The sequence below is a fragment of the Nocardioides panaciterrulae genome, from assembly GCF_013409645.1.
GTDB lineage: Bacteria > Actinomycetota > Actinomycetes > Propionibacteriales > Nocardioidaceae > Nocardioides > Nocardioides panaciterrulae.
In genome coordinates, this window is the sequence record NZ_JACCBG010000001.1 from 3,641,552 (window position 1) to 3,666,861 (window position 25,310).

Annotated in this window: 20 protein-coding genes; all 20 read right to left on the bottom strand. The window is 70.2% G+C overall.

What is annotated here, in order from left to right; genetic code table 11:
- Positions 1–88: 88 nt before the first annotated feature.
- Entirely contained in the window at positions 89–988 is a 900-nt protein-coding gene (locus BJZ21_RS17345; RefSeq protein WP_179664897.1) for an NUDIX hydrolase, read from the bottom strand.
- Positions 989–993: 5 nt separating this feature from the next.
- Positions 994–1,788 (bottom strand): lysophospholipid acyltransferase family protein, encoded by a 795-nt coding sequence (locus BJZ21_RS17350; protein ID WP_179664899.1) that lies wholly within the window; start codon positions 1,786–1,788, stop codon positions 994–996.
- Positions 1,788–3,041 carry a geranylgeranyl reductase family protein gene (locus BJZ21_RS17355; RefSeq protein ID WP_179664901.1) on the bottom strand — a complete coding sequence of 418 codons (1,254 nt, stop codon included), beginning with the start codon at positions 3,039–3,041 and terminating at the stop codon, positions 1,788–1,790. Before BJZ21_RS17355 ends, BJZ21_RS17350 begins: the two co-directional genes overlap by 1 nt.
- A 95-nt stretch (positions 3,042–3,136) precedes the next feature.
- Positions 3,137–3,646, bottom strand: coding sequence for a DUF4232 domain-containing protein (locus BJZ21_RS17360; protein WP_179664902.1), 510 nt, complete (start codon positions 3,644–3,646; stop codon positions 3,137–3,139).
- A gap of 139 nt (positions 3,647–3,785) precedes the next feature.
- Entirely contained in the window at positions 3,786–7,691 is a 3,906-nt protein-coding gene (locus tag BJZ21_RS17365) for a DNA-directed RNA polymerase subunit beta' (RefSeq protein ID WP_179664904.1), read from the bottom strand.
- An 86-nt stretch (positions 7,692–7,777) separates the two neighbouring features.
- A complete protein-coding gene (gene rpoB / locus BJZ21_RS17370; protein ID WP_218851535.1) occupies positions 7,778–11,242 on the bottom strand; it encodes a DNA-directed RNA polymerase subunit beta in 3,465 nt (1,154 codons plus the stop codon).
- A 257-nt stretch (positions 11,243–11,499) separates the two neighbouring features.
- Entirely contained in the window at positions 11,500–12,300 is an 801-nt protein-coding gene (locus tag BJZ21_RS17375; protein ID WP_179664908.1) for a J domain-containing protein, read from the bottom strand.
- Positions 12,297–12,845 (bottom strand): hypothetical protein, encoded by a 549-nt coding sequence (locus BJZ21_RS17380; protein WP_179664909.1) that lies wholly within the window; start codon positions 12,843–12,845, stop codon positions 12,297–12,299. The genes BJZ21_RS17375 and BJZ21_RS17380 overlap by 4 nt, the downstream gene beginning before the upstream one ends.
- Positions 12,842–14,128, bottom strand: a complete 1,287-nt coding sequence (locus BJZ21_RS17385; protein ID WP_179664910.1) for an MCE family protein — start codon at positions 14,126–14,128, stop codon at positions 12,842–12,844. Before BJZ21_RS17385 ends, BJZ21_RS17380 begins: the two co-directional genes overlap by 4 nt.
- On the bottom strand, positions 14,125–15,534 hold the full coding sequence (locus BJZ21_RS17390) for an MCE family protein (RefSeq protein WP_218851536.1): 1,410 nt from the start codon (positions 15,532–15,534) through the stop codon (positions 14,125–14,127). Before BJZ21_RS17390 ends, BJZ21_RS17385 begins: the two co-directional genes overlap by 4 nt.
- Positions 15,535–15,545: 11 nt before the next feature.
- Complete coding sequence (locus tag BJZ21_RS17395) at positions 15,546–16,679, bottom strand: MCE family protein (protein WP_343052198.1); 1,134 nt, start codon at positions 16,677–16,679, stop codon at positions 15,546–15,548.
- A 6-nt stretch (positions 16,680–16,685) separates the two neighbouring features.
- On the bottom strand, positions 16,686–17,651 hold the full coding sequence (locus BJZ21_RS17400) for an MCE family protein (RefSeq protein WP_179664914.1): 966 nt from the start codon (positions 17,649–17,651) through the stop codon (positions 16,686–16,688).
- Positions 17,651–18,694: an MCE family protein gene (locus BJZ21_RS17405; RefSeq protein ID WP_179664916.1), complete on the bottom strand. Its 1,044-nt coding sequence runs from the start codon at positions 18,692–18,694 to the stop codon at positions 17,651–17,653. The genes BJZ21_RS17400 and BJZ21_RS17405 overlap by 1 nt, the downstream gene beginning before the upstream one ends.
- Entirely contained in the window at positions 18,691–19,968 is a 1,278-nt protein-coding gene (locus BJZ21_RS17410) for an MCE family protein (RefSeq protein ID WP_179664918.1), read from the bottom strand. Before BJZ21_RS17410 ends, BJZ21_RS17405 begins: the two co-directional genes overlap by 4 nt.
- Before the next feature lie 4 nt (positions 19,969–19,972).
- Positions 19,973–20,800, bottom strand: coding sequence for an MlaE family ABC transporter permease (locus tag BJZ21_RS17415; protein WP_179664920.1), 828 nt, complete (start codon positions 20,798–20,800; stop codon positions 19,973–19,975).
- Positions 20,801–20,805: 5 nt separating this feature from the next.
- Positions 20,806–21,591 (bottom strand): ABC transporter permease, encoded by a 786-nt coding sequence (locus tag BJZ21_RS17420; protein WP_179664922.1) that lies wholly within the window; start codon positions 21,589–21,591, stop codon positions 20,806–20,808.
- A 13-nt stretch (positions 21,592–21,604) separates the two neighbouring features.
- Complete coding sequence (locus BJZ21_RS17425; RefSeq protein WP_179664923.1) at positions 21,605–22,558, bottom strand: ABC transporter ATP-binding protein; 954 nt, start codon at positions 22,556–22,558, stop codon at positions 21,605–21,607.
- Positions 22,559–22,879: 321 nt separating this feature from the next.
- Positions 22,880–23,272, bottom strand: coding sequence for a 50S ribosomal protein L7/L12 (gene rplL / locus BJZ21_RS17430; protein ID WP_179664925.1), 393 nt, complete (start codon positions 23,270–23,272; stop codon positions 22,880–22,882).
- Positions 23,273–23,358: 86 nt separating this feature from the next.
- On the bottom strand, positions 23,359–24,030 hold the full coding sequence (gene rplJ, locus BJZ21_RS17435) for a 50S ribosomal protein L10 (RefSeq protein ID WP_179664927.1): 672 nt from the start codon (positions 24,028–24,030) through the stop codon (positions 23,359–23,361).
- A 284-nt stretch (positions 24,031–24,314) separates the two neighbouring features.
- Positions 24,315–25,265: a D-2-hydroxyacid dehydrogenase family protein gene (locus BJZ21_RS17440; RefSeq protein ID WP_179664929.1), complete on the bottom strand. Its 951-nt coding sequence runs from the start codon at positions 25,263–25,265 to the stop codon at positions 24,315–24,317.
- Between the last annotated feature and the right edge of the window lie 45 nt (positions 25,266–25,310).

Genomic DNA, 25,310 nt, shown 5'->3' on the forward strand with positions numbered 1-25,310 from the left:
GCCGCCGCCGAGGGGTGGATGGGCACGGACCACCCCGCGCCCGGGCCGGCCGCCCCTCGGGGTCACGCCGGCCTCCATAGGGGGCGGCTCAGCGGGCTCCGCGGCGGCGGGCGGCACGCGCGTCCAGCGCCGCCCGGACCACGTCGAGCACCGGCCAGTCCTCGCCGCCCAGCGCGTCGATCGGCGCCCAGGCGACCGCGTCGGTGGTCCCGTCGAGCTCCACCACCCGGGGCTCGGCGTCCTCGGGGACCGTGGCCTCGAAGACGAGGTGCACCGCGTGGAAGTCCTCGTGCCGGCCGCTGGGCGCGGTGCCGCTGAAGTGCACGTCGTGGACGTCGAGCAGCGCACCGATCGTGCACGGGACGCCGCACTCCTCCTCCATCTCGCGCTCCAGCGCCTCACGCGGCGACTCCCCGTGGTCGACGCCGCCGCCGGGCAGCGTCCACCAGCCGGCGTGGTGCCCGCGCGGCGAGATGCGGGTGAGCAGGACCTCGTCCTCGTGCAGCACGAGCGCGTACGCCGCGACCCGCTGCTTGCGGAACGGCCGGTGGTCGCGCAGCGCCTCGAGGACCATCGGGGCCACCGGCACGGTGCCGTCGAGCACGTCGCGCACCGAGAGCCACGCGGCCTCGGCGGTGGAGCCGTCCACCTCGACCACCCGCGGCTCCGGGGCGTCCACCGGCACCCACCCGTCGTAGACGATCCGCAGCGCGTGCGCGTCGATCCGCCGGCCGTCGCGCCAGGCGCTGGGCACATGGGCGGAGTAGACGCGGGCGGTCTCGCCGACCTCGGCCCGCAGCCCGGTCTCCTCGTGGATCTCGCGGATCACCGCATCCCGGGGGTCCTCGCCGTGGTCGAGGCCGCCGCCGGGCAGGGTCCACAGCTCCTCGGCGGTGACGACCGGGGCCAGCCGGCTCAGCAGGATCCGGTCGTCGCGCAGGATGACGGCGTACGCCCCCACGCGCTGGCGCTTCGGCAGGGTCCCCATGGGCCTCACCGTAGTGGGTCGTCGACCGTGGGCCCCCAGCTCGGCGGGAGGGCCGCGCGGGGCACCTCGTCGAGCAACAGCGCCGCCCGCCGGTCGGGCGCGTCCCCGCCCAGGTGGGCGGGGTACCAGGGCGCCCACTCCCCCTCCGCGGGCCGGTGCGCGGGCAACCGCTGGACCTGCTCCAGCATCGCGGTGAGGGTGTGGCCGAGCCGCTCGGTCAGCCGGGTGAGGTCGTCGCCGGGACACACCGGCAGCGGGGGCCCGAAGCAGACGTCGACCGGGGCGCCGCGCCGCAGGTCGGGCCGCGGGCGCCGCCCGTGGCGACCCAGCGGCAGCACCCGCTGGCCGCCCCAGACCACGACCGGGACCAGCGGCGCACCGGTCTCGACCGCCAGCGCCGCGGCCCCGCGCATCAGCGACCGGACCGTGAACGAGTGCGAGATGCCGGCCTCGGGGAAGACGCAGACCGCCTCGCCCTCGCCCAGCAGCCGGCGCGCGGTGAGGTACGCCGCGGCCGGGGCCTCCCGGTCGACCGGGACGTGCCGCATGCCGTCCATCGCGCGTCCCACCAACGGGGCCCGCCACACGTCGTGCCGGCACAGGAACCGCACCAGCCGTCCGCGCTCGAGCGCCGCCTTCTCGACCAGCACGAAGTCGAGGAACGAGCCGTGCACCGACGCCAGCACCACGGGCCCGGACCGCGGCAGGTGCTGCTGGCCGCGCACCCGCACCGAGATGCCCAGCAGCCACAGCAGGACCCGGCCGAGCACGTTGACCGACCGGTACCAGCCCTCGCGCATCAGCTGAAGGGTGGGCGGGCGTCGCGCGCCAGCGAGCGCCGGCCGGCCCAGCGCCAGACCCGGGCCGCGCGGTCGCGGTCCTCGTCGGTCACCAGGTTGCCCATCCAGCGCAGCGCCAGCGTCATCAGCCGGTCCGAGCGCATGCCGGCCGGGCCGAGGGTCGGCAACAGCCGCGGGACCGTCACCAGCCCGGCGAGGCGGCGCGCGATCGAGAACGACTCCCCGTAGAGCTGGCGCAGCAGCGCCGGCCACACGGTGCCGAGGTCGTCGCCGTCGGCCAGCACCTCGGCGACCAGCCGCCCGGTCTCCAGCCCGTAGTCGATGCCCTCGCCGTTGAGCGGGTTGACACAGCCGGCGGCGTCGCCGATCAGCGCCCAGTTGGGCCCGGCGACGTGGGAGACCGCACCCCCCATCGGCAGCAGCGCCGAGGTGGGCATCCGCAGCTCCTCGCCGAGCCCGAACTCCGCGCGGCGCTCGTCGGCGTAGAAGCGCATCAGGGGCTTGATGGCCACGTCGGCCGGCCGCTTGGCGGTGGCCAGCGTGCCGACGCCGAGGTTCACCTCGCCGGTCCCGAGCGGGAAGATCCAGCCGTAGCCGGACAGGATCTCGCCGTCGGCTCCCCGCAGCTCGAGGTGCGAGCTGATCCACGGGTCGTCGGACATCGTCGAGGAGACGTACGAGCGGCCGGCCACGCCGTACACGGTGTCGCGGTGCCACTCCCGGCCGAGCAGCCTGCCCAGCGGGGAGCGCACGCCGTCGGCCACGACCAGCCGCCGGCACCGCACCTCGAAGCGGGACGACCCGCCCGCGCCGGTCCGCTCGAACGTCACGGCGACCACGCGGCCGTCCTCGAGGTGCACGTCGATCGCCTTGGCGCCGTCCACGGCGGTGGCCCCGGCCTTGATCGCGGTCGTGCGCAGGTGGTCGTCCAGCTCGGTGCGGGCCACCGCGGAGCCCCAGTCGGGCAGCGACCCACCGGGCCAGGGCAACAGCAGCGTCTGCCCGAACCCGTGGGCGCGCAGCCCCTGGTTGACGGTGTGGGCGCGCAGCCAGTCCTCGAGGCCGAGCCGCTGCAGCTCACCGATCGCGCGGGGCGTCAGCCCGTCGCCGCAGGTCTTGTCCCGGGGGAAGACCGCCGCGTCGGCCAGCACCACGTCCAGTCCGGCCCGGGCCGACCACGCGGCCGCCGCGGACCCCGCGGGGCCGGCGCCGACGACCAACACGTCGGTGGAGGCGGGAGGCACGGCGTTCACGCGCCCGATTCTCGCAGGTCACCGGTCGCCGGTCCGCACACCGGTCGGGTCGGGCCTCCCCGTGCGTCGGGTCGGGGCTGCCCGTCGTCCGGCGGTCAGGGCCGCCGGTAGGCCTGGTGCGCCAGCAGGTGCACGTGCGGGTTGCGGCAGCCCCTCGTCGGGTGCGGGACGTACTGGGCGCGGGTCTCGTCGGGGAGGTAGACCCGGAACCCGTCGACGTGCGTGGGGTGGCAGCGGCGCTTCGGGTACGGCGCGGTCCGGCCCTGCGCGACCTCGCTGACCACCCGCTGGCCCGGCCGGACCACGATCGTGCGGACCCGGCTCGGGGTCCGCTGGGCCGCGGCACCGATCTGGGTGCCGTCACCGTGCCCGACGAACGACAGCCCACCGTAGCCGCGGACGGTGCACGCGTGGTCCGAGGTGTTGCGCAGCACGATCCGGCCGTAGACGTGGTTCATGCCGGCGTCCGTGCGGTGGTAGGACGCCGTCAGCTCGGCGTTGGTGCACTCCGCGGGCCGCGCCTGGGCGGCGCCGGCGGGCGTCACCAACCCGGCGACGACGAGTCCGGCGACGGCGAGCGCGCCGGCCATCTTGATGAGTTTCACGATCTCTCCTCTCGTTGCAGGAGATAGGACACCGCCGGAGCCCCAGGAGTTGCCGGCCCGGGCGACCTTTTCCCGCAGATGCGCGGAGCCCCCGCCACCCTGGAGGGTGACGGGGGCTCCGTGACGAGCGACGAGATCGTCAGGACTGGTAGGACCCGAAGTCGAAGTCGTCCAGCGCGACGGCCTGGCCGCCGGTGCTGCCGAACTCGTAGTCGTAGGAGTCGTAGCCGGTGACGGAGTACGCCGCGGCGCGGGCCTCCTCGGTCGGCTCCACCCGGATGCTGCGGTACCGCTCGAGGCCGGTGCCCGCCGGGATCAGCTTTCCGATGATCACGTTCTCCTTCAGACCGCGCAGGCTGTCCGAGCGACCGTGGATCGCCGCGTCGGTGAGGACGCGGGTGGTCTCCTGGAAGGAGGCCGCCGAGAGCCACGACTCGGTCGCCAGCGAGGCCTTGGTGATGCCCATGAGGACCGGGCGACCCGAGGCCGGCTTGCCGCCCTCGGAGACCACGCGCCGGTTCTCCTCCTCGAACTTCACCCGGTCGAACAGGTCCGACGGGAGCATGGTCGTGTCACCGGACTCGATCACCGTGATCCGCCGCAGCATCTGCCGGACGATGATCTCGATGTGCTTGTCGTGGATCGACACGCCCTGCGAGCGGTAGACGTTCTGCACCTCGTCCACCAGGTGCTCCTGCGCCTTGCGGACGCCCAGGATGCGCAGCACGTCCTGCGGGTCGGGGGTACCGACCGTGAGCATCTGGCCGACCTCGATGTGGTCGCCGTCGGCGACCAGCAGGCGCGAACGCTTGGAGACCGGGTACTCCTGGACCTCCGAGCCGTCGTCCGGGGTGACCAGGACCTTGCGGGCCTTGTCGGTCTCCTCGATCGTGATCCGGCCCGAGGCCTCCGCGATCGGCGAGCGGCCCTTCGGGGAGCGGGCCTCGAAGAGCTCGACCACGCGGGGCAGACCCTGCGTGATGTCGTCCGCGGAGGCCACACCACCGGTGTGGAAGGTACGCATCGTCAGCTGGGTGCCCGGCTCACCGATGGACTGGGCGGCGATGATGCCGACCGCCTCACCGATGTCGACGAGCTTGCCGGTGGCCAGCGAACGGCCGTAGCACTTCGCGCAGGTGCCGGTCTTGGCGTCACAGGTCAGCACCGAGCGGACCTTGACCTCCTCGATCCCCGCGGCGATGAGCTCACCGATCTTGACGTCGCCGAGGTCCTCACCGGCGGCGGCGAGCACCTCGCCGGTCTCCGGGTGGGTGACCTCGGTGGCCGCCGAACGGGCGTACGCCGCGGTCTCGGCGTTCTCGTGCTTGACGACGGTCGCACCCGAGCCATCCGGGGACTCACGCCGCTCGCCGATCCGCTTGGGCAGGCCGCGCTCGGTGCCACAGTCGTCCTCGCGGATGATGACGTCCTGCGAGACGTCCACCAGGCGACGGGTCAGGTAGCCCGAGTCGGCGGTCCGCAGCGCGGTGTCGGCGAGGCCCTTGCGGGCACCGTGGGTGGAGATGAAGTACTCCAGCACGGTCAGGCCCTCACGGAAGTTCGCCTTGATCGGCCGCGGGATGATGTCGCCCTTCGGGTTCGCCACCAGGCCACGCATGGCCGCGACCTGACGGATCTGCATCATGTTTCCGGACGCACCGGAGTCGACCATCATGAAGATCGGGTTGGTCCGGTCGAACGTCGCCTCCATGGCCTTCGCCACGTCGTTGGACGCCTGGGTCCAGATCTCGATGAGCTCCTGGCGGCGCTCGTCGTCGGTGACCAGACCGCGCTCGAACTGCTTCTGGACCTTGGCCGCCTGTGCCTCGTAGCCCTCGAGGATCGCGGCCTTCTCCGGCGGGGTGGTCACGTCGTCGATCGAGACGGTCACGCCCGAGCGGGTCGCCCAGTGGAAGCCGGCGTCCTTCAGCGCGTCCAGCGACGCCGCCACCTCGACCTTGCTGTAGCGCTCGGCGAGGTCGTTGACGATCGCGCCCAGGGCCTTCTTGCCCACCTCGTAGTTCACGTACGGGTAGTTGGCCGGCAGGGTGTCGTTGAACAGGGTGCGGCCCAGCGTGGTCTCGAGGGTCAGCGAGCGACCCTCCTCCCAGTCGGTCAGCTCCAGGTCCAGCGGCGGGACGATGTCGTCGAGGCGGATCCTGACCTTGCTCTGCAGGCTGATCTCGGCACGGTCGAACGCCATGATCGCCTCGGCCTGGGACGAGAACACCCGTCCCTCGCCCGGCTCGCCCTCACGGTCGGTGGTGAGGAAGAACAGGCCGATGATCATGTCCTGGGTCGGCATGGTCACGGGCCGACCGTCCGACGGCTTCAAGATGTTGTTCGTCGACAGCATCAGGATCCGGGCCTCGGCCTGGGCCTCCGCCGACAGCGGCAGGTGCACGGCCATCTGGTCACCGTCGAAGTCGGCGTTGAAGGCCGAGCAGACCAGCGGGTGGATCTGGATGGCCTTGCCCTCGATCAGCTGCGGCTCGAAGGCCTGGATGCCGAGGCGGTGCAGGGTCGGCGCCCGGTTCAGCAGCACCGGGTGCTCGGTGATGACCTCTTCGAGGACGTCCCACACCACGGCGTACCGGGCACCGGACGTCGCGCGCTCCACCATCCGCTTGGCGGACTTGATGTTCTGCGCGTGCGAGAGGTCCACCAGCCGCTTCATCACGAACGGCTTGAACAGCTCCAGCGCCATCTGCTTGGGCAGACCGCACTGGTGCAGCTTGAGCTGCGGACCCGACACGATGACCGAACGGCCCGAGTAGTCCACGCGCTTGCCGAGCAGGTTCTGGCGGAACCGGCCCTGCTTGCCCTTGAGCATGTCGGACAACGACTTCAGCGGCCGGTTGCCCGGGCCGGTGACCGGACGACCGCGGCGGCCGTTGTCGAACAGCGAGTCGACGGCCTCCTGGAGCATCCGCTTCTCGTTGTTGACGATGATCTCGGGCGCGCCGAGGTCGAGCAGCCGCTTGAGGCGGTTGTTCCGGTTGATCACCCGGCGGTACAGGTCGTTGAGGTCGGAGGTCGCGAAGCGGCCACCGTCGAGCTGCACCATCGGACGCAGGTCCGGGGGGATGACCGGGACGGCGTCGAGCACCATGCCCTGCGGCTTGTTGCCGGTCTTGCGGAACGCGTCGACGACCTTGAGGCGCTTGAGGGCGCGGACCTTGCGCTGGCCCTTGCCGTTGGCGATCGTGTCGCGCAGCGACTCGATCTCGGCCTCGATGTCGAAGGACTCGAGGCGCTTCTGGATCGCCGTGGCGCCCATGTGGCCCTCGAAGTACTTGCCGAACCAGTTCTTCATCTCGCGGTAGAGCATCTCGTCGCCCGTGAGGTCCTGGACCTTGAGCGACTTGAAGGTGCTCCACACCTCGTCGAGGCGGTCGATCTCGCGCTGGGCGCGGTCGCGCAGCTGCTTCATCTCCCGCTCGGCGCCGTCCTTGACCTTGCGGCGGGCGTCGGCCTTGGCACCCTCGGCCTCCAGGGACGCGAGGTCCTCCTCGAGCTTGCGGGCGCGGTCCTCGATGGAGGTGTCGCGGCGCTTCTCGAGGCGCTCGCGCTCCAGGCCGACCTTGCCCTCGAGCGAGGACAGGTCGCGGTGCCGGGCGTCCTCGTCGACGGAGGTGATCATGTAGGCCGCGAAGTAGATGACCTTCTCCAGGTCCTTCGGCGCCAGGTCGAGCAGGTAGCCCAGCCGGCTCGGCACACCCTTGAAGTACCAGATGTGCGTGACCGGCGCGGCCAGCTCGATGTGCCCCATCCGCTCACGGCGGACCTTGGAGCGGGTCACCTCGACGCCGCAGCGCTCGCAGATGATGCCCTTGAAGCGCACGCGCTTGTACTTGCCGCAGTAGCACTCCCAGTCCCGGGTGGGACCGAAGATCTTCTCGCAGAAGAGGCCGTCACGCTCGGGCTTGAGCGTGCGGTAGTTGATGGTCTCCGGCTTCTTGACCTCACCGTGGCTCCAGGTGCGGATGTCGTCCGCGGTGGCCAGGCCGATCTGAAGCTGGTCGAAGAAGTTCACGTCGAGCACGATGGCTGCAATCCTTCGTTAGAAATTCTGGTGTGGCTGAGGACTGAGGGGGCCGGCGCGCCGTCGCAGGCGCGCCGGCCGGATGCTCAGACTTCTTCGACGGAGCTGGGCTCGCGACGGGACAGGTCGATGCCGAGCTCCTCGGCGGCGCGGAAGACGTCCTCCTCCGCGTCGCGCATCTCGATGGCCGTGCCGTCCTGGGACAGCACCTCCACGTTGAGGCAGAGCGACTGCATCTCCTTGATGAGAACCTTGAACGACTCGGGGATGCCGGAGTCGGGGATGTTCTCGCCCTTCACGATGGCCTCGTAGACCTTGACGCGACCGGGCACGTCGTCGGACTTGATCGTGAGCAGCTCCTGCAGGGCGTAGGCGGCGCCGTACGCCTCCATCGCCCAGACCTCCATCTCGCCGAACCGCTGGCCACCGAACTGGGCCTTACCGCCCAGCGGCTGCTGCGTGATCATCGAGTACGGGCCGGTGCTGCGCGCGTGGATCTTGTCGTCCACGAGGTGGTGCAGCTTGAGGATGTACATGTAGCCGACCGAGACCGGGTCCGGGAACGGCTCGCCGGAGCGGCCGTCGAACAGGTTGGCCTTGCCGGTCTCGTCGATCATCCGCTCGCCGTCGCGGTTGGGGATCGTCGCGCCCAGCAGCCCGGTGATCTCGTCCTCGCGGGCACCGTCGAACACCGGGGTCGCCACGCGGCTGTCCGGCTCGGCCTTCTCGGCGTGGATCTTGATCAGCCGCTGCTTCCAGTCGGCGTCGCCGGCGTCAGCGGACAGGTTGAGGTCCCAGCCCTGCTTGGCCAGCCAGCCGAGGTGGAGCTCGAGGATCTGGCCGATGTTCATCCGGCGCGGCACGCCGAGCGGGTTGAGGATCACGTCGACCGGGGTGCCGTCCTCCATGAACGGCATGTCCTCGACCGGCAGGATCTTCGCGATGACGCCCTTGTTGCCGTGACGGCCGGCGAGCTTGTCGCCCACGGAGATCTTGCGCTTCTGCGCGACGTAGACGCGGACCAGCTGGTTCACGCCCGGGGGCAGCTCGTCGCCCTCCTCGCGGTCGAAGACCCGGACGCCGATGACGGTGCCGTTCTCACCGTGCGGGACCTTCATCGAGGTGTCGCGCACCTCGCGCGCCTTCTCGCCGAAGATCGCGCGCAGCAGGCGCTCCTCGGGGGTCAGCTCGGTCTCGCCCTTCGGGGTGACCTTGCCGACCAGGATGTCGCCGGTGGTCACCTCGGCGCCGATGCGGATGATGCCGCGCTCGTCGAGGTCGGCCAGCATCTCCTCGGAGACGTTCGGGATGTCCCGGGTGATCTCCTCGGGGCCCAGCTTGGTGTCGCGGGCGTCGACCTCGTGCTCCTCGATGTGGATCGAGGTGAGGACGTCCTCCTGGACCAGCCGCTGGCTGAGGATGATCGCGTCCTCGTAGTTGTGGCCCTGCCACGGCATGAACGCCACGAGCAGGTTGGTGCCCAGCGCCATCTCCGCGTCGTCGGTGCACGGGCCGTCGGCGATCGGGGAGCCGACCTCGACGCGCGCACCCTCGCTCACCAGCGGACGCTGGTTGATGCAGGTGCCCTGGTTGGAGCGACGGAACTTCGCCAGCTTGTACGTCGAGTAGGTGCCGTCGTCGTTCATCGTCTCGATGACCTCGGCGGAGACCTCCTTGACCACACCGGCCTTGGTGGCGGTCACGACGTCGCCGGCGTCGACGGCGGCGCGGTACTCCATGCCGGTGCCGACCAGCGGCGAGTCGCTGCGGATCAGCGGCACCGCCTGGCGCTGCATGTTGGCGCCCATCAGCGCGCGGTTGGCGTCGTCGTGCTCGAGGAACGGGATCAGGGCGGTCGCGACCGACACCATCTGGCGCGGGGAGACGTCCATGTAGTCGACCTCGTCGGCCAGCAGCTCGGAGACCTCGCCGTCGCGCTGGCGGACCAGCACCCGCTCGTTGACGAAGCGGCCCTCGTCGTCGAGCGCGGCGTTGGCCTGCGCGATGACGTGGCGGTCCTCGTCGTCGGCGGTGAGGTAGTCGATCTGCGAGGTGACCTGGCCGTCGACGACCTTGCGGTACGGCGTCTCGACGAACCCGAACGGGTTGATCCGGCCGTAGGAGGCCAGCGAGCCGATCAGGCCGATGTTCGGGCCCTCAGGGGTCTCGATCGGGCACATGCGGCCGTAGTGCGACGGGTGGACGTCACGGACCTCCATGCCCGCGCGGTCACGGGACAGACCGCCGGGACCGAGCGCCGAGAGGCGACGCTTGTGCGTCAGGCCGGCGATCGGGTTGGTCTGGTCCATGAACTGGCTGAGCTGGGAGGTGCCGAAGAACTCCTTCAGCGCCGCCACCACCGGCCGGATGTTGATCAGCGACTGCGGCGTGATCGCCTCGACGTCCTGGGTGGTCATCCGCTCGCGGACGACCCGCTCCATGCGGGCCAGGCCGGTGCGCAGCTGGTTCTGGATCAGCTCGCCGACCGTGCGCATGCGCCGGTTGCCGAAGTGGTCGATGTCGTCCGCGGCGATGTCCATCGCGCCCTGCGGCATCTCGAGCTGCTCGCGGCCGTCGTGCAGCGCGACGATGTACTTGATCGCGGCGACGATGTCGTCGATGGTCAGCGTCTGCTGGTCGAACGCCTCGGTCAGGCCCAGCTTCTTGTTGATCTTGTAGCGGCCGACCTTCGCCAGGTCGTAGCGCTTGGGGTTGAAGTAGTAGTTGTTCAGCAGCGTCTGCGCCGCCTCGCGCGTCGGCGGCTCGCCCGGGCGCAGCTTGCGGTAGATGTCCAGCAGCGCGTCGTCCTGGCCCTGGGTGTGGTCCTTCTCCAGGGTCAGCATCATCGACTCGTACTCGCCGAACTCCTCGCGGATCTGCTCGTTGGTCCAGCCGAGGGCCTTGAGCAGCACCGTGACGTTCTGCTTGCGCTTGCGGTCCAGGCGCACGCCGACCATGTCGCGCTTGTCGATCTCGAACTCCAGCCAGGCGCCCCGCGAGGGGATCATCTTGGCCGTGTAGATGTCCTTGTCGGACGTCTTGTCCGCGGAGCGCTCGAAGTAGACGCCGGGCGAGCGGACGAGCTGGGAGACCACGACACGCTCGGTGCCGTTGATGATGAAGGTGCCCTTGTCGCTCATGAGCGGGAAGTCGCCCATGAAGACCGTCTGGCCCTTGATCTCACCGGTGTCGTTGTTGGTGAACTCCGCCGAGACGTAGAGCGGGGCGGAGTAGGTGAAGTCCTTCTCCTTGCACTCGTCGACGGTGTACTTGGGGTCGTAGAAGACCGGGTTCTCGAACGACAGCGACATCGTCTCGGAGAAGTCCTCGATCGGGGAGATCTCCTCGAAGATCTCCTGCAGACCGGACTTCTCGGAGACGTCCTCGTTCTGCGAGCGGCGACGCTCGACCTCGGCCTGCCAGGCCTCGTTGCCGATCAGCCAGTCGAAGCTGCTGGTCTGGAGGGAGAGGAGCTGCGGAACCTCGAGCGGTTCGGCGATCTTTGCGAAAGAGATGCGGCGGGGGTTACCAGTGGTGGTGCGCGCGGCCAAGAGGTGTCCTTCGACGGGTTCGCTCACTTGGGATGGCGCCGGCCCACCACAAAATCAGCCACCGGGTAGGCGATTCGCATTTGAGGGCAGGCGCAAAGCGCTACGGTACCCGAAAACGAGGCGCGCCACAACACCGGCATGCACCACGAGGCGAGACGTTGGCGATGATCATGCGCCGCGTGACGGATGTGGTCAAGTGTCCGCGCCGACGGCGCGGCGCGGCGCCCCCACGCACCGGGCCGGGACGCCGCCCCGGCTCAGTTCGACACCGGCGAGCTCACCATGTCGTCGACCAGCCAGTCGCCCCCGACCCGCTGCATCGTCACCGTCACCTGGTCCTTGTAGACCACCGGCTGCTTCTGCTGCTTGTTGGTCTTCGACTGGTTGACGAACAACAGCACGTCGACCCGGTCGTCGCCGGACCGCACGATGCCCGAGGCGACGACGTCGCCCTTCACCACCGCCTGCACGCCCGGGGCGTTCTGCTGGATGACCGCGAACAGCTTGTCGTACTGCCGGCGGTAGGAGGCGGTCAGGTAGGAGTCCGCCGCCTGTTGGTCCTCGTCGAGCCGGCGATAGTCGTAGGACAGGATCGGGCCGACCGCGCGCTCGGCGGCGGCCTGGGCCTCCCGCGTCGACTGCTCCACCGAGGCGTCGGACGGCACCTTGACCCACAGCACGGCCGCGGCGACCACCGCGGCGGCGGCGAGCAGGCCCACCACCGCGAGCAGCCACGCCGGGACGGTGCGGCGGCCGGCCGTCGCCACCACGCCGGATCCGTCCTCGGCACTCGCCTCGGACCGGTCGCCGTCGGCGGTGGCCGGATCGGCCGGCGTGGCGGTCTCCGGCTCCGACTGGCGGGCCAGCTCGGCGTCGTACGCCGCGCGGCGCTTGCGGTCCAGCAGCACCTCGGCGGCCTGGTTGTAGACGCCGAAGCGGCGGTCGGTCGGGTCGAGGTCGGCGATCGCCGCCTTCCACGCGGACCGGATCTCGGCCGGCGAGGCGCTGTGCTCGAGGCCGAGCAGGTCGTACCAGCTGGGGTTGCCCACCATGGTCACTGGCCCGCTCCGTTCGCTCCGGTCACCGGCATGAAGTTGTCGACCAGCCACTTGCCGCCGGTCCGCACCAGCATCACCTTGATGCGGAACGGGATCGGCTCCTGCTGGCCGGCCTTCTTGTAGTCATCGGTGAAGGTGCCGGCGACCAGCGCCTCGGCGGAGTCGCCGTCGAGGGTCGAAACCCCGGTCGCGAAGACCTTCGCCGTGCGGGAGACGCCGGACTGGGCGACCAGCTGCTCGGCGGTGCCCGCCTGCTTGTCGAAGGACACGGCGAACTTCGGCGTGATCACGGCCTTCACCCGGCTGCGGTACTCCGGCATCGCGCCCTTGCTGTCGAGCAGATCGGGGCCGTAGGTGCCCATGCGCAGCATGAACTGGTCGGTCTGCGACATGACCGCCTCCCGCTGCTGCTGGACCTCCTCGGCCTGGCCGCGGCGGCCCGCGACCAGCCACACCAGGGTGCCGCAGCCGGCCAGCAGCACGAGCACGAGCACGCCGAGCACGGCGACCCGGAAGGTCGCGGCCCGCGAGCGCCCGTCGGTCACCGGCGCGGGTCGGCCAGGGGCTGGAGGAACAACCACTTCCACGAGTCCTCTCCAAGGGTTGCGGGGGCCGGGGTGCCCGGCGAGGCGAGAGCGGGGTCGACCTTGCCACCCCACGTGAGCTTGTGGGTGGCCGGGTCGTAGGACGCGACCGGCGCCCGGTAGGCGGCGCCGGCCCGGGGGGCGTTCTGGGCGCCGCGGGGGTTGCTGACGGTGGGCGGCTCGGCGCAGTGGGCCTTGGTGTTCATCGGCGCGTTGCTGCCGTCCTGCGGCGGGCGCATGTTGGTGCTCTCGTAGCCGTGCGTGCACACCTTCGGGTCCTGGGTGAGCACCATGCCGAAGTGGGCGTCGTAGAGCCCGGTCTCCGGCGACTTCGACACGACGGTGAACCCGCCCTCGACGACATAGGGGTAGACGACCAGGATCTGCCGCACCCCGTCGAGGTGCTTGACCACGACGTCGCCGGTGGTGACCAGGTTGTTGATCAGCTCGGCGAGGTCGACCCGGTTGTCCTGCAGGAACGTGCGGAGCTGGTCGGCGGTGGCCGAGCCGTTGTCGATCACCGCGCGCAACGCCTTGTCCGAGCCGGCCAGCGTGCCGCTGAACAGCGACAGGTCGCGGGCGAACTGGCGGATCGAGTCCTCCGAGGCGACCTGGCCGCGCAGCACCGTGTTGCCGTCCCGGATCAGGGCGGTGGTGGTGTCGAAGTTGTCGTTGGCGGCCTTGATGAAGGAGTTGCCGGTGTCGATGATCCGCTGCAGGTCCGGGCCGGTGCCACCGAACGCCTTCCCCAGCTCGCTCACGGTGGTCTGCAGCGACTTCTTGTCCACCGACTCCACGGTGTTGGTGATGTCGGTGAGGAACTTGTCGGTCCGGATCGGGGTGCGGGTGTCGGCCGCGGCGATCTCGGAGCTGTCCTGCAGGTACGGCGAGGAGTCGGTCCGGGGCTGCAGGTCGACGTACTGCTCGCCCACCGCGGAGCGGTCCGCGACCACCGCGAGGGTGTCGGCCGGGATCGTGTCGTAGGAGTTGTCGATGTCGAGGTAGACGTCGACACCCGAGTCGGTCAGCTTCAGTTTCCCGACCCGGCCGACCCCGACGCCGCGGTAGCTCACCTCGCCGCCGGCGAAGATCCCGCCGGACTCCTTGAAGTGGGCCACGACCGTGTAGGAGGTGTCGTGGACCAGGCGGTCCAGGCGGGCGTAGCGGGCCCCGACGTAGCTGACGCCGAGCAGCGTGATCACCGCGAAGACGACCAGCTGCAGCCTGGTGCGGCGGGTGATCATCGGACCACCATCCCGGGGACCAGCAGGCTGACCAGGGCGGGGTCGTAGACCTTCATCAGCTGTCCCATCGTGGGCCCGCGCTTGCGGGACCAGTGCGTGGTCGGGCCGAACCCGGCGCGGGGCAGCCCGGGCACCGAGATGCTCGGCAGCGGCAGCCCGCCCCCACTGCCCGAGGGCGTGGGCAGGCCCGGGAGCAGGTTCAGCTCCTTGCAGACGTCCTTGTTCCGGTTCTTCCGCTTCGCGCACTCCTGCCGGAGCTGGAGCAGCTGCTGCGGGGTCCTGAGCACCTTGCGGCAGGCCTTGCTGTTGAGGTCGCCGCTGCGCAGGCACTTGGTGACGTTGTCGAGGATGACCGTGGGGTCGATCTCCGAGGGCAGGTTCGTCGGCAGGGTCGGGGGGCCGGAGGCGCCGGCGCCCGGGAGGGAGAGGTCCAGCTCCACCGACAGGTTGGTGTAGTCGCCCATGTGCAGGTTGCGGGCGACCTGCGGGTCACGGCCGACCACCTCGTCGACGAACGGGTAGGTCAGGAACACGTTGAAGGACTTCACGAAGTCGTCCCCGGCGCGAGCCAGCTCGGTGAGCACCGGGTCGAGCTGGCGGACGCTCTCGATGGTGGCGTCCTTCGACGCCTTGATCACCCGCACGCCCACGTTCCCGAGCCGGTCCAGCGACCGCAGCATCTTGACCAGGTCGTGGCGCTGCTTGTCCAGCGAGGTCAGCGCGCTGGGCAGCTTCTCCAGCGCCAGGTCGATGCTGTCCTCCTGCTTGCGCACCGAGACCGAGAGGTTGTCCAGCGAGTCGATGGCGTGGACGATGTCGGCCTTGTTCTCGTCCAGCTGGGTCATCAGCGTGCGGATCTGGTCCAGGACCGAGCGCGCCGCGCTCTCGTGGCCGTCCAGGGCGAGGTTGAGCTCGTGGGTGATCGTCTTCAGCTGGGCGACGCCACCGCCGTTGAGCAGCAGGCTCAGCGCGCCGAGCACCTCCTCGACCTCGGGGTTACGGCCGGTGCGCTCCAGCGGGATCGTCGCGCCGTCGCGCAGCCGCTGGCTGCTCGCGTCGGTCGACGGCGGGGCGAGCGAGACGAACTTCTCGCCGAGCAGGCTGGTCTGCCGGATCGTCGCCACGGCGTTGGCGGGCAGCGAGGTGTCGTTGCGCATCTCCAGCGTGACGTCGGCGACGCCGTGGTCCAGCGCGATGTCGGTGACCTGGCCGACGCTGACGTCGGCGACCTTCACCGTGGACTTCGGCACCAGGTCGAGCACGTCGGCGAACATCACGTGGACCGTCATCGGGTCGTTGCCGGTGTCGGTGCCGCCGGGCAGCGGGAGCTTGTAGACGTCGAAGTCGCAGGCGCTGAGCAGCACCGAGCCGGCCAGCAGCGCGAGGAGGAGCCTGAGCGAAGTCATCGTGCGACCGGTCATCGGGACGCTCCCACCAGGCCGCCGAGGGTCGGATCGTAGAGGTCGTGGGTCGGGGCGCCCCCGCCCTGGCCGAACGTGCCGGCCCGCGGCAGCGCCTGCCTGATCAGGTCGCAGGACTTGCCGCCCTGGTCGGCCTGGTCGACGAGCGAGCAGAGGAACGCGGCGGGGTCGGCGGAGATCTGCTGGCCGAGCTGGCCGATGTTGGTGCGGGTGTCCAGCGTGCCGGCCTGCGGGTTGTAGGTGAGCGCCAGGTTGTTCAGCGCCAGCGGGGCGTCGCGGAGGATCTCGTCGAGGGCGCCGCGCTGCTTGACCAGCACCTTCGAGACCCGGTTCAGCCCGGAGATGTTCTTGCCGAGGATCGTGCGGTTGTCCTTGACGAACGACGACACCTGCCCCATCGCCGTGGCGAGGTTGCGCAGCGAGGCCTTCAGCTCCTGCCGCTCCCCCGCCAGCATCGAGGAGACGTTGCCGAGCGAGGTGTTGAAGCTGCGCACCGTCTGGTCGTTGCGGGCCAGCGTCGAGATGAACCCCTCCAGCTGGCGGGCGGAGCCGAACAGCTCGTCCTTGTTGTCGTCGAGGGTGGCGCTGAGCTTGCTGAAGTTCTGCACCGTCCGGTGGAACTGGGCGCCCTCGCCACCGAAGTTCTTCGCCGTGGTCTCCAGCAGGTCCGACAGCGCGCCGTCGTGGTTGGCGCCGGTGGGGCCCAGGGCCACGGTCAGGTCGTCGACCGAGGCGTAGATCTGGTCCAGCTCCAGCGGGACCGCGGTGCGGTCGGTGTCGAGCACCGCGCCGTCGGCGATCACGTGGTCACCCGGCTCGTAGGTCGGCGTCAGCTGGATGTAGCGGTCGCCGACGATCGAGGGCGCGATGATCACGGCCTTGGCGTCGGCCGGGATCTTCACGCTCGGGTCGTAGGACATCTTGACCACCACGTCGGTGCCCGACGGGGTCACCGAGTCGACCTCGCCGACCGGCACCCCGAGGATCCGCACGTCGCTGCCCTCGTAGACGGAGACCGCCCGGGGGAACTTGGCCACCAGCGTCTTCTGGTCGCCCCCGCGGAACATGACGACCGCGGCCGTGGCGAGCAGCGCGACGATCACGGCGGGCACGATGAGTCTCTTCAGCACGGCCGCTCACCCGACCTGCGGAACCGGAGGAAGGTTCTGGATGTAGGTGTCGAACCACGGACCGTTGCCCAGGGTGTTCGCGAACACCCGGTAGAACGGCGCCATCAGCCGCAGGCTGTTGTCGAGGTTGTCCTCGTTCTTGTTCAGCACGGCGACGACGTTGTCCAGGTGGGTCAGTGCGGGCTTGAGGTCGGCGCGGCTCTGCTTCACCAGGGCGGTCAGCTCCTTGGACAGGGTCGAGGTGGAGACCAGCAGGTTGTGCACGGCCTGGCGGCGGGCGACGAGGGCCTTGAACAGCACGTCGGAGTCCTTCATCAGCCCGACGATGTCCTGGTCGCGCTGGTCGAGGACGCCGCTGACCCGCTTGAGGTTCTTCAGCAGCGTGTTGATCTGCTGGTCGCGGGCGGCGACGTTCGACGACAGCCGCGACACGCCGTCGAGGGCGTTGCGGAAGTCCTTCGGGGTGTTGCGGGTCAGGTCGGCCAGCGTGGTCAGCGAGGTCGCCAGCTGCTTGGTGTCGATCTGCTCGGAGGTCTGCGCCAGCCCGGAGAAGGCGTCGACCACGTTGTACGGCGAGCTGGTCCGCGACTCGGGGATCTCGGTGCCCGCCGTCATCTGGCCGGCCCCGGCGGGCTCGAGGGAGAGGTACATCGCCCCGAGCAGGGTCTTGACCTTGATCGCGGCCCGGGTCTGGTCGCCGAACCCGCTGCTGCTGTCGATCTTGAAGGCGACCCGGACGTGGTCCCCGTCGAGAGTGACGCTGTCGACCTTGCCGACCCGGACGCCGGCGATCCGCACCTCGTCGTCGATCTTGAGGCCGCCGGACTCGGAGAAGTCCGCGTAGTAGGTGTCGCCGCCGCCGATGAGCGGCAGGTCCTGGGCGCGGAAGGCGGCGAGCATCAGCAGCGCGATCATGGCCAGGCTCACGGCCCCGATCACCACCGGATTGCGCTCGCGGAAGGGCACGGACATCAGTTGTTCCCTCCGAGGTCGCAGCGGTCGGACCCGGTGTTGTAGTCGAGCGGCAGCGACTTGCCGCCGGGCAGCCGCACCCGGCCCTGGAAGTGGCACAGGTAGAAGTTGAACCACGAGCCGTAGATCGCGGTCCGCCCGACCTTCTGCAGCTTGATCGGCAGCACCTGCAGCGTCCGGTCCAGTTCGCTCTTGCCGCGGTCGAGGCTGCCGGCCACCGCCCGCAGCTGCTTGACGTCGTCGACGAAGGGCCGCCGGATCCCCGAGACCAGGTCGGCGGTCTGCACCGACAGCTCCGAGATCTGGTCCAGCGAGCCCAGGATCGCCTGGCGGTCGTCCTTCAGCCCGCCGACGAAGGTGCGGAAGGTCTTGATCAGCTGGCTGAGCTGGTCGTCGCGGTCCCCGATGTGGTCGAGCACCTCGTTGAGGTTGTCGATCAGGCTTCCGATCACCTTGTCCCGGTCGGCCAGCGTGGAGGTGACCGAGGCGGTGTGGGACAGCAGGTCCTCGAGCGTGCCGCCCTCGCCCTGGAAGACCTGGATGATCTCGTAGGAGAGCTTGTTGACGTCGGCGGGCGACAGGGCCTGGAACAGCGGCTTGAACCCGTTGAACAGCACCGTCAGGTCCAGCGCCGGTGAGGTCTGGGCGACGGGGATCGTGTCGCCCTCCTGGAGCTGCGCCCCGTCGCCGATCTCCTGGGTCAGCGAGATGTAGCGCTGGCCGACCAGGTTGCGGTAGCGGATCGCCGCGTGGGTCGCCCGGCTCAGCGCGGTGTCGGACCGGACGCTGAAGGTCACCATCGCCCGGTCGCGGTCGACGATCGAGATGTCCTGGACCGTGCCGACCTTCACCCCCGCGATCCGCACGTCGTCGCCCTTGACCACCCCGGTGGCGTCGACGAACTCGGCCCGGTAGTCCTTGCTCGGGGCGAAGGACAGGTTGCCGATGGTGATCACGAGGACGCCGGTGGCCAGCGTGGTGACGACCACGAAGATCAGCAGCTTGGTGAGGTCGGAGGTGGTCCTCCGGTCGAGCAGCTTCATCGCAGCGACACCTCCGCTCCGCGCGCCATCGGGCCGAGCAGCAGCACGCCGAGGTCCGGCACGTCGTCGGCGGTGACGCCGAGCGTGGGCGCCAGCAGGGACTTGAGCAGGGCGGTCTCCTGAGGGCTCCCGGCGAGGTCGGCGCGGTAGTAGCCGGGCGCGACCCGGTCGGTGCCCTTGCCGGTGGGCTCGTCGACGCCGTCGTCGAAGTTCGGCTGGTGGCGCACCGGGTTGGCCTGGTTCCAGGGCGGGTCGGGCAGGTGCAGGCAGGAGGGCCCACGGTCCTCGCCGTACCTCGGCCGGTCCTGCGCGCCGTAGCCCCGCGGCTGGTTGGGCAGGGTCTCGAGCACGATGTGCAGCGTGAAGCCGCGGAAGGCCTCCGCCTGCAGCTTGCCGGCGTTCACGATGCCCTTGGTCAGGCACGGGAACTCCGGGGAGTACTTCGCCAGCACCCGGAGCTGGGCCTGGCCCACCTGGCCGAGCCGGATCAGGTTGTCGCCGTTCTGCTGCAGGAAGCTGGCGGCGGTGTCGGAGAAGGCCGAGACGTCGGTGAACAGCGCGTGCAGCTGGGCCTGCCGGTCCTCGAGGGTGCCCGTGGTCTTCACGGTGTTGCGCAGGATCTGCGCGACCTGCGGCATCACCTGGGCGTAGTTGTCGGAGACGTCCGCGGTCATCCGCAGGTCCTGGACCAGGGCCGGGATCTGCGGGTTGACCCGCTTGAGGTAGCTGTCGACGGTCTCGAGGTTCTGGCCGATCTCCTTGCCGCGGCCCTCGAGGGCGGTCGCCAGCGCGTTGAGCGTCTGGTTGATCGCGGCCGGCTGCACGGTGCGCAGGAGCGGGTAGAGGTCGGAGAGCACCTGCTCCACCTCGGTGGACACCCGGGTGTGGGTGATGGTGGCCCCGGCCTCGATGTGCTGGGGGGAGGCGTCGTCGGGGACCACCAGCGAGACGTACTTCTCGCCGAAGAGGGTCTTGGGCACGATCGAGCCGGAGACGTTCTTAGGGATGGTGTCGACCTGGTCGGGGTAGAGCCCGAGCGTGACGTCCGCACCGTTCGCGGTCGCGTCGAAGCCCAGGACCTCCCCGACGATGACGCCGCGGACCTTGACGTCGGCCCGCCTGGGCAGCTGGAGGCCGATCGCCGAGGTCTGCAGGGTGACCTTGTCGTAGTCCACGAACTTCTTGGTGAACACCGCGTAGGTCAGGTAGACGCCGGCCAGCAGCAGGCACAGGAACACGATGCCCAGCAGCTTGACGTGACCCAGGATCCTCATGCCCTCACCCCGCCAGCCGGACGGTGGTGCTCGCGCCCCAGATCGCCATCGACAGCAGCAGGTCCATGACGTTGATGGCGACGATGCTGGTGCGCACCGCCCTGCCGACGGCCACGCCGACGCCGGCCGGGCCGCCGGTGGCGTTGTAGCCGTGGTAGCAGTGGATGAGGATGACCAGCACCGCGAAGACCAGCACCTTGCCGAAGGACCACAGCACGTCGCCCGGCGGCAGGAACTCGTTGAAGTAGTGGTCGTAGGTGCCGGTGCTCTGGCCGAAGAACGCCGTCACCGTGAGCCGGGTGGCGAAGTACGACGAGAGCAGGCCCACGACGTAGAGCGGGATGATCGCGATCAGTCCGCCGATGATGCGGGTCGTCACCAGGAACGGCAGCGACGGGATCGCCATCACCTCGAGCGCGTCGACCTCCTCCGAGATCCGCATGGCGCCCAGCTGCGCGGTGAAGCCGCAGCCCACGGTCGCCGCCAGCGCGATCGCCGCGACCACGGGCGCGATCTCGCGGGTGTTGAAGTAGGCGGAGACGAAGCCGGCGAACGCGGCGGTGCCGATCTGGTTGAGCGCGGCGTACCCCTGCAGGCCGACCTCGGTGCCGGTGAAGAAGCACATCGCGGTGATCACGCCGACGGTGCCGCCGATGACCGCCAGCGCGCCGGACCCGAGGGTGACCTCGGCCAGGATGCGCAGGATCTCCTTCTTGTAGCGGCGCACGGTGCGCGGGGTCCACAGCAGCGCCCGGATGTAGAACGCGAGCTCTCCACCCAGACCGTCGAGGGTCTTGAGCGGTCTGGTGTAGACCGCCTTGATGCTGGCCATGGACCTCAACCCGTCTTCGGCGGGACGAGCTGGAAGTAGATCGCGCTCATCACGAAGTTGACGACGAACAACAACATGAAGGTGATGACCACGGACTCGTTGACCGCGTCACCCACCCCCTTCGGTCCGCCCGCGGCGTTCATGCCCTTGTAGGAGGCGACGATCGCCGCGATCAGGCCGAAGACCAGGGCCTTGATCAGGCCCTGCCACACGTCGGGCAGCTGCGCCAGCGCGGTGAAGCTTGCTAGGTAGGCGCCTGGGGTGCCGTCCTGCAGCACCACGTTGAAGAAGTAGCCGCCGGCCACGCCCACGACGCTGACCAGGCCGTTGAGGAAGACCGCCACGAACATGCAGGCGAGCACCCGGGGCACCACCAGGCGCTGGATCGGGTCGATGCCCAGCACCATCATCGCGTCGAGCTCCTCGCGGATCTTGCGCGCCCCGAGGTCGGCGGCGATCGCCGAGCCGCCCGCGCCCGCGATCAGCAGGGAGGTCGCGATCGGTCCCGCCTCGCGGACCACCGCGAGGACCGCGGCGGAGCCGGTGAAGGACTGGGCCCCGAACTGCTTGATCAGGCCGCCGACCTGCAGCGCGATGACCGCGCCGAACGGGATGGCGACCAGCGCCGTGGGGACGATCGTCACCGAGGCGATGAACCACGCCTGCTGCAGGAACTCCCGCAGCTGGAAGGGCCGCCGGAACAGCCCGCGCCCGACGTCGAGGCCGAAGGCGAACAGCTTGCCTGCGGTCCCGACCGGGGCGAGGGCCCGGCTGGCGGTGAGGGTGGCCACGTCGATGTCTCCCTCAGGCGCCGGTGGTCAGGGGCATGTTGTCCTCGAACGAGCCGGGCGGCGGCGTCACGCCGTTCTCGCGGCACCACGCGCCGGGCTCGCGCTGGCTGCGCCGCGGGATGCCGTTGGACGGCTCGATCTGCATCGGGATCGGGGGCAGCGGCGGGAGCTCCTGATCCTTCTCGGCCTCGAGCTCGTCGGCGTCCTTCTCCTCCGACATGCCGATCGGGCCGACCCGCTGGGCGTTGAGGAACTGGCGTACGACGGGCTCCTCGGAGGACAGCAGCATCTCGCGGGGGCCGAACATCGCCAGGTGCCGGTGGTAGAGCAGACCGATGTTGTCCGGGACCGTGCGGGCGGTGTTGATGTCGTGGGTGACGATCAGGAAGGTGGCGTCGATCTGCGCGTTCAGGTCGACGATCAGCTGGTTGAGGAACGCGGTGCGGACCGGGTCCAGGCCGGAGTCGGGCTCGTCGAAGAGCACGATCTCGGGGTCGAGCACCAGCGCGCGGGCCAGGCCGGCGCGCTTGCGCATGCCGCCGGAGATCTCGCCGGGGAGCTTGTCCTCGGCGCCCACCAGGCCGACCAGGTCCATCTTCTCCATGACGATGTCGCGGACCTCGGACTCGGACTTCTTCGTGTGCTCGCGCAGCGGGAAGGCGACGTTGTCGAAGAGGTTCATCGAGCCGAACATGGCGCCGTCCTGGAACAGCACACCGAAGAGCTTGCGGATCTCGTAGAGCTCGCGCTCGCTGCAGCTGGCGATGTCGGTGCCCTCGATCACGATCGAGCCGGTGTCGGGCTTGAGCAGCCCGATCAGGGTCTTCAGGAATACCGACTTGCCGGTGCCGGAGGGGCCGAGCATCACGCAGATCTCACCGGCCGGCACCGTCAGGGTCACGTCACCCCAGATCAACTGTTTGCCGAAGGACTTCGACAAGCCCTCGACCTTGATCTCCACGCCCATGCCGGCACTCTCCCTCGACCGTCCCACGCCCGCTGCGGGTCCTCCCCCGCAGGCACGGGGGCCCTGTCTCCCCCGAGGCCCACTGGTGAGTAACAACGGGACACCGGCGGCGAGGTTACGCGTGAGTTGCCACCCCGTCACCAGTGAGCCACGCCACATTCGACGCTCCCGACCTCTCCTTGCCCGCGAGTCGACGAACGGAAACCTCCGGGGAGTGCCCGGCCGCGAGGGGTCCGGAGACGCGACAGGGGCGACCACCCGTGACGGGTGGTCGCCCCTGGCGAGCGACGCCGGGTCGAGGTTGGTCGACCCGGCGACGGGTCACTTGAGGGTGACGGTGGCGCCGGCGCCCTCGAGGGCCTCCTTGGCCTTCTCCGCAGCGTCCTTCGCGACCTTCTCGAGGATCGCCTTGGGGGCGGACTCCACCAGCTCCTTGGCCTCCTTCAGGCCGAGCGAGGTGAGGGCGCGCACCTCCTTGATGACGTTGATCTTCTTGTCGCCGGCGGCCTCGAGCACGACGTCGAACTCGTCCTGCTCGGCGGCCTCCTCGGCACCACCAGCGGCGCCGCCGGCGGCGGGGGCCGCGGCAACGGCGACCGGGGCGGCCGCGGTGACGCCGAAGGTGTCCTCGAACTGCTTCACGAACTCGCTCAGCTCAATGAGGGTCATCTCCTTGAACGCGTCGAGCAGCTCGTCGGTGGTGAGCTTCGCCATGGTGGCGGTTCCTTCCATTCGGTGGCCCGCCCCTCGTGGGGCCGGGCCGGGTTTCAGGTGGTGGGTACCTCGGTCCGAGCGGGAGCTCAGGCCTCGGTGGCTTCGCCCTCGTCGGAGGCGTCCGCCGCGGCGGGCGCCTCGTCAGCGGGGGCCTCGGCAGCGTCGTCGGACGCCGAGGCCTCCTCGGCGGCGACGGGGCTGGAGTCGGACTCCTGGCCAGCACCACCTGCGAGGATCGAGGGGTCCTGCTCGGCCTTCGCCTGCAGCGCACCCGCGAGACGGGCGGCCTGGGCGAGCGGGGCGTTGAGCAGGTAGACGGCCTGGCTGAGCGACGCCAGCATCGCGCCGGCCAGCTTGCCCAGCAGCACCTCACGCGACTCGAGGTCGGCCAGCTTGGCGACCTCCGCAGCGTCGAGGGGCTTGCCGTCGAGGACGCCACCCTTGATCACAAGGGTGGGGTTCGCCTTGGCAAAGTCACGCAGACCCTTGGCCGCCTCGACCACGTCGCCGTTGATGAAGGCGATCGCGGTCGGGCCGGTCAGCAGGTCCTGGAAGCCGTCGATGCCCACCTCGGAGGCGGCGATCTTGGCCAGCGTGTTCTTGACCACGGCGTAGTTGGCGTTCGCACCGAGGGAGCGCCGCAGTTCCTGCAGCTGCTTCACGGTGAGACCGCGGTACTCGGTCAGCACAGCACCGGCGGCACCGTTGAACGACTCAACGATCTCCGCGACGGCGGCTTGCTTGTCTGCCCGCGCCATGGGTCTCCTTCCGGACTCGAGACCATCGGGAAGGGGCCGGGAACGACGAACGCCCCGAGCACGGGCGCTCAGGGCGTGGACGGCCGGGCGGGCCCGGCCTTGCTCTGCTCACCTGCGCAGGTCGTCCGCTCTTCGCGGTACCTTCGGTCGAGCTGACAGCAGCACGACGACCGGCGGTCTCTGGTTTCAGTCGGGAACTCTACGGCCGGGGACACCGGCCGGCCAAATCGGCCCGGGCAATTCGGCCCGGACGAGCGCCGGACGAGGGCCGCGGCGTCTGGTCGTCAGGTGAGCTCGCGGACCGGGCTGCCGGCCAGCCAAGCGGCGACGTCCTGCACCGCCTCGGTGTAGTAGCGGCGGTAGTTGCCCTCGCTGACGTAGCCGAGGTGCGGGGTGCCCAGCACGGTGGGCAGCCGCCGGAGCGGGTGGTCGGCGGGGAGCGGCTCCTCGTCGTACACGTCGAGCCCGGCACCGGCGAGCCGGCCCTCGCGCAGCGCCTCGACGAGCGCCTCGGTGTCCACCAGTCCGGCGCGCGAGGTGTTCACGAGGTAGGAGGTCGGCCGCATCGCGGCGAGCTCGGCACGCCCGATCAGCCCGCGGGTGGAGTCGGAGAGCACCAGGTGCAGGCTGACCACGTCGCTCTCCCCCAGCAGCGCGGCCAGCGACGGGGCGAGGCGGGCGCCGCCGTCGCCGGCCCGCTGCGCGGTCAGGTGCGGGCTCCAGGCCAGCACGTCCATCCCGAACGCCGCGCCGACCGCGGCCACCCGGGTGCCGATCCTGCCCAGCCCGACCAGCCCGAGCGTCGCCCCGGCGAGGTCGCGTCCGACCGTGGACTGCCAGCGGCCGCCGGTCGCCATGGCGGTGGACTCCGGGACCAGGTGCCGGACCAGGCCGAGGATCAGCGCCCAGGTCAGCTCGCCCGGCGGGGTCGAGGCGGACGCGGTGCCGCAGACGGTGAGCCCCCGACCGCGGCAGGCCTCGAGGTCGATGGCGGCGTTGCGCATCCCGCTGGTCACCACCAGCCCGAGGCCGGGCAGCCGGTCCAGCAGCGACGCGGTCACCGGGGTGCGCTCCCGCATCACCACCAGCGCCTGGGCGTCGCCGATCGCGGCGGCCAGGTCGGCCTCGTCGGTGAGGTGCTCGCGCAGCGCGGTGACCTCCACGCCGGGCAGCACCGACCAGTCGGCGTACGACGTCGCGACGCCCTGGTAGTCGTCGAGGATCACGCAGCGCATGGCCGAGAACGTACGACGCCCCGGTCACCGAACGGTGACCGGGGC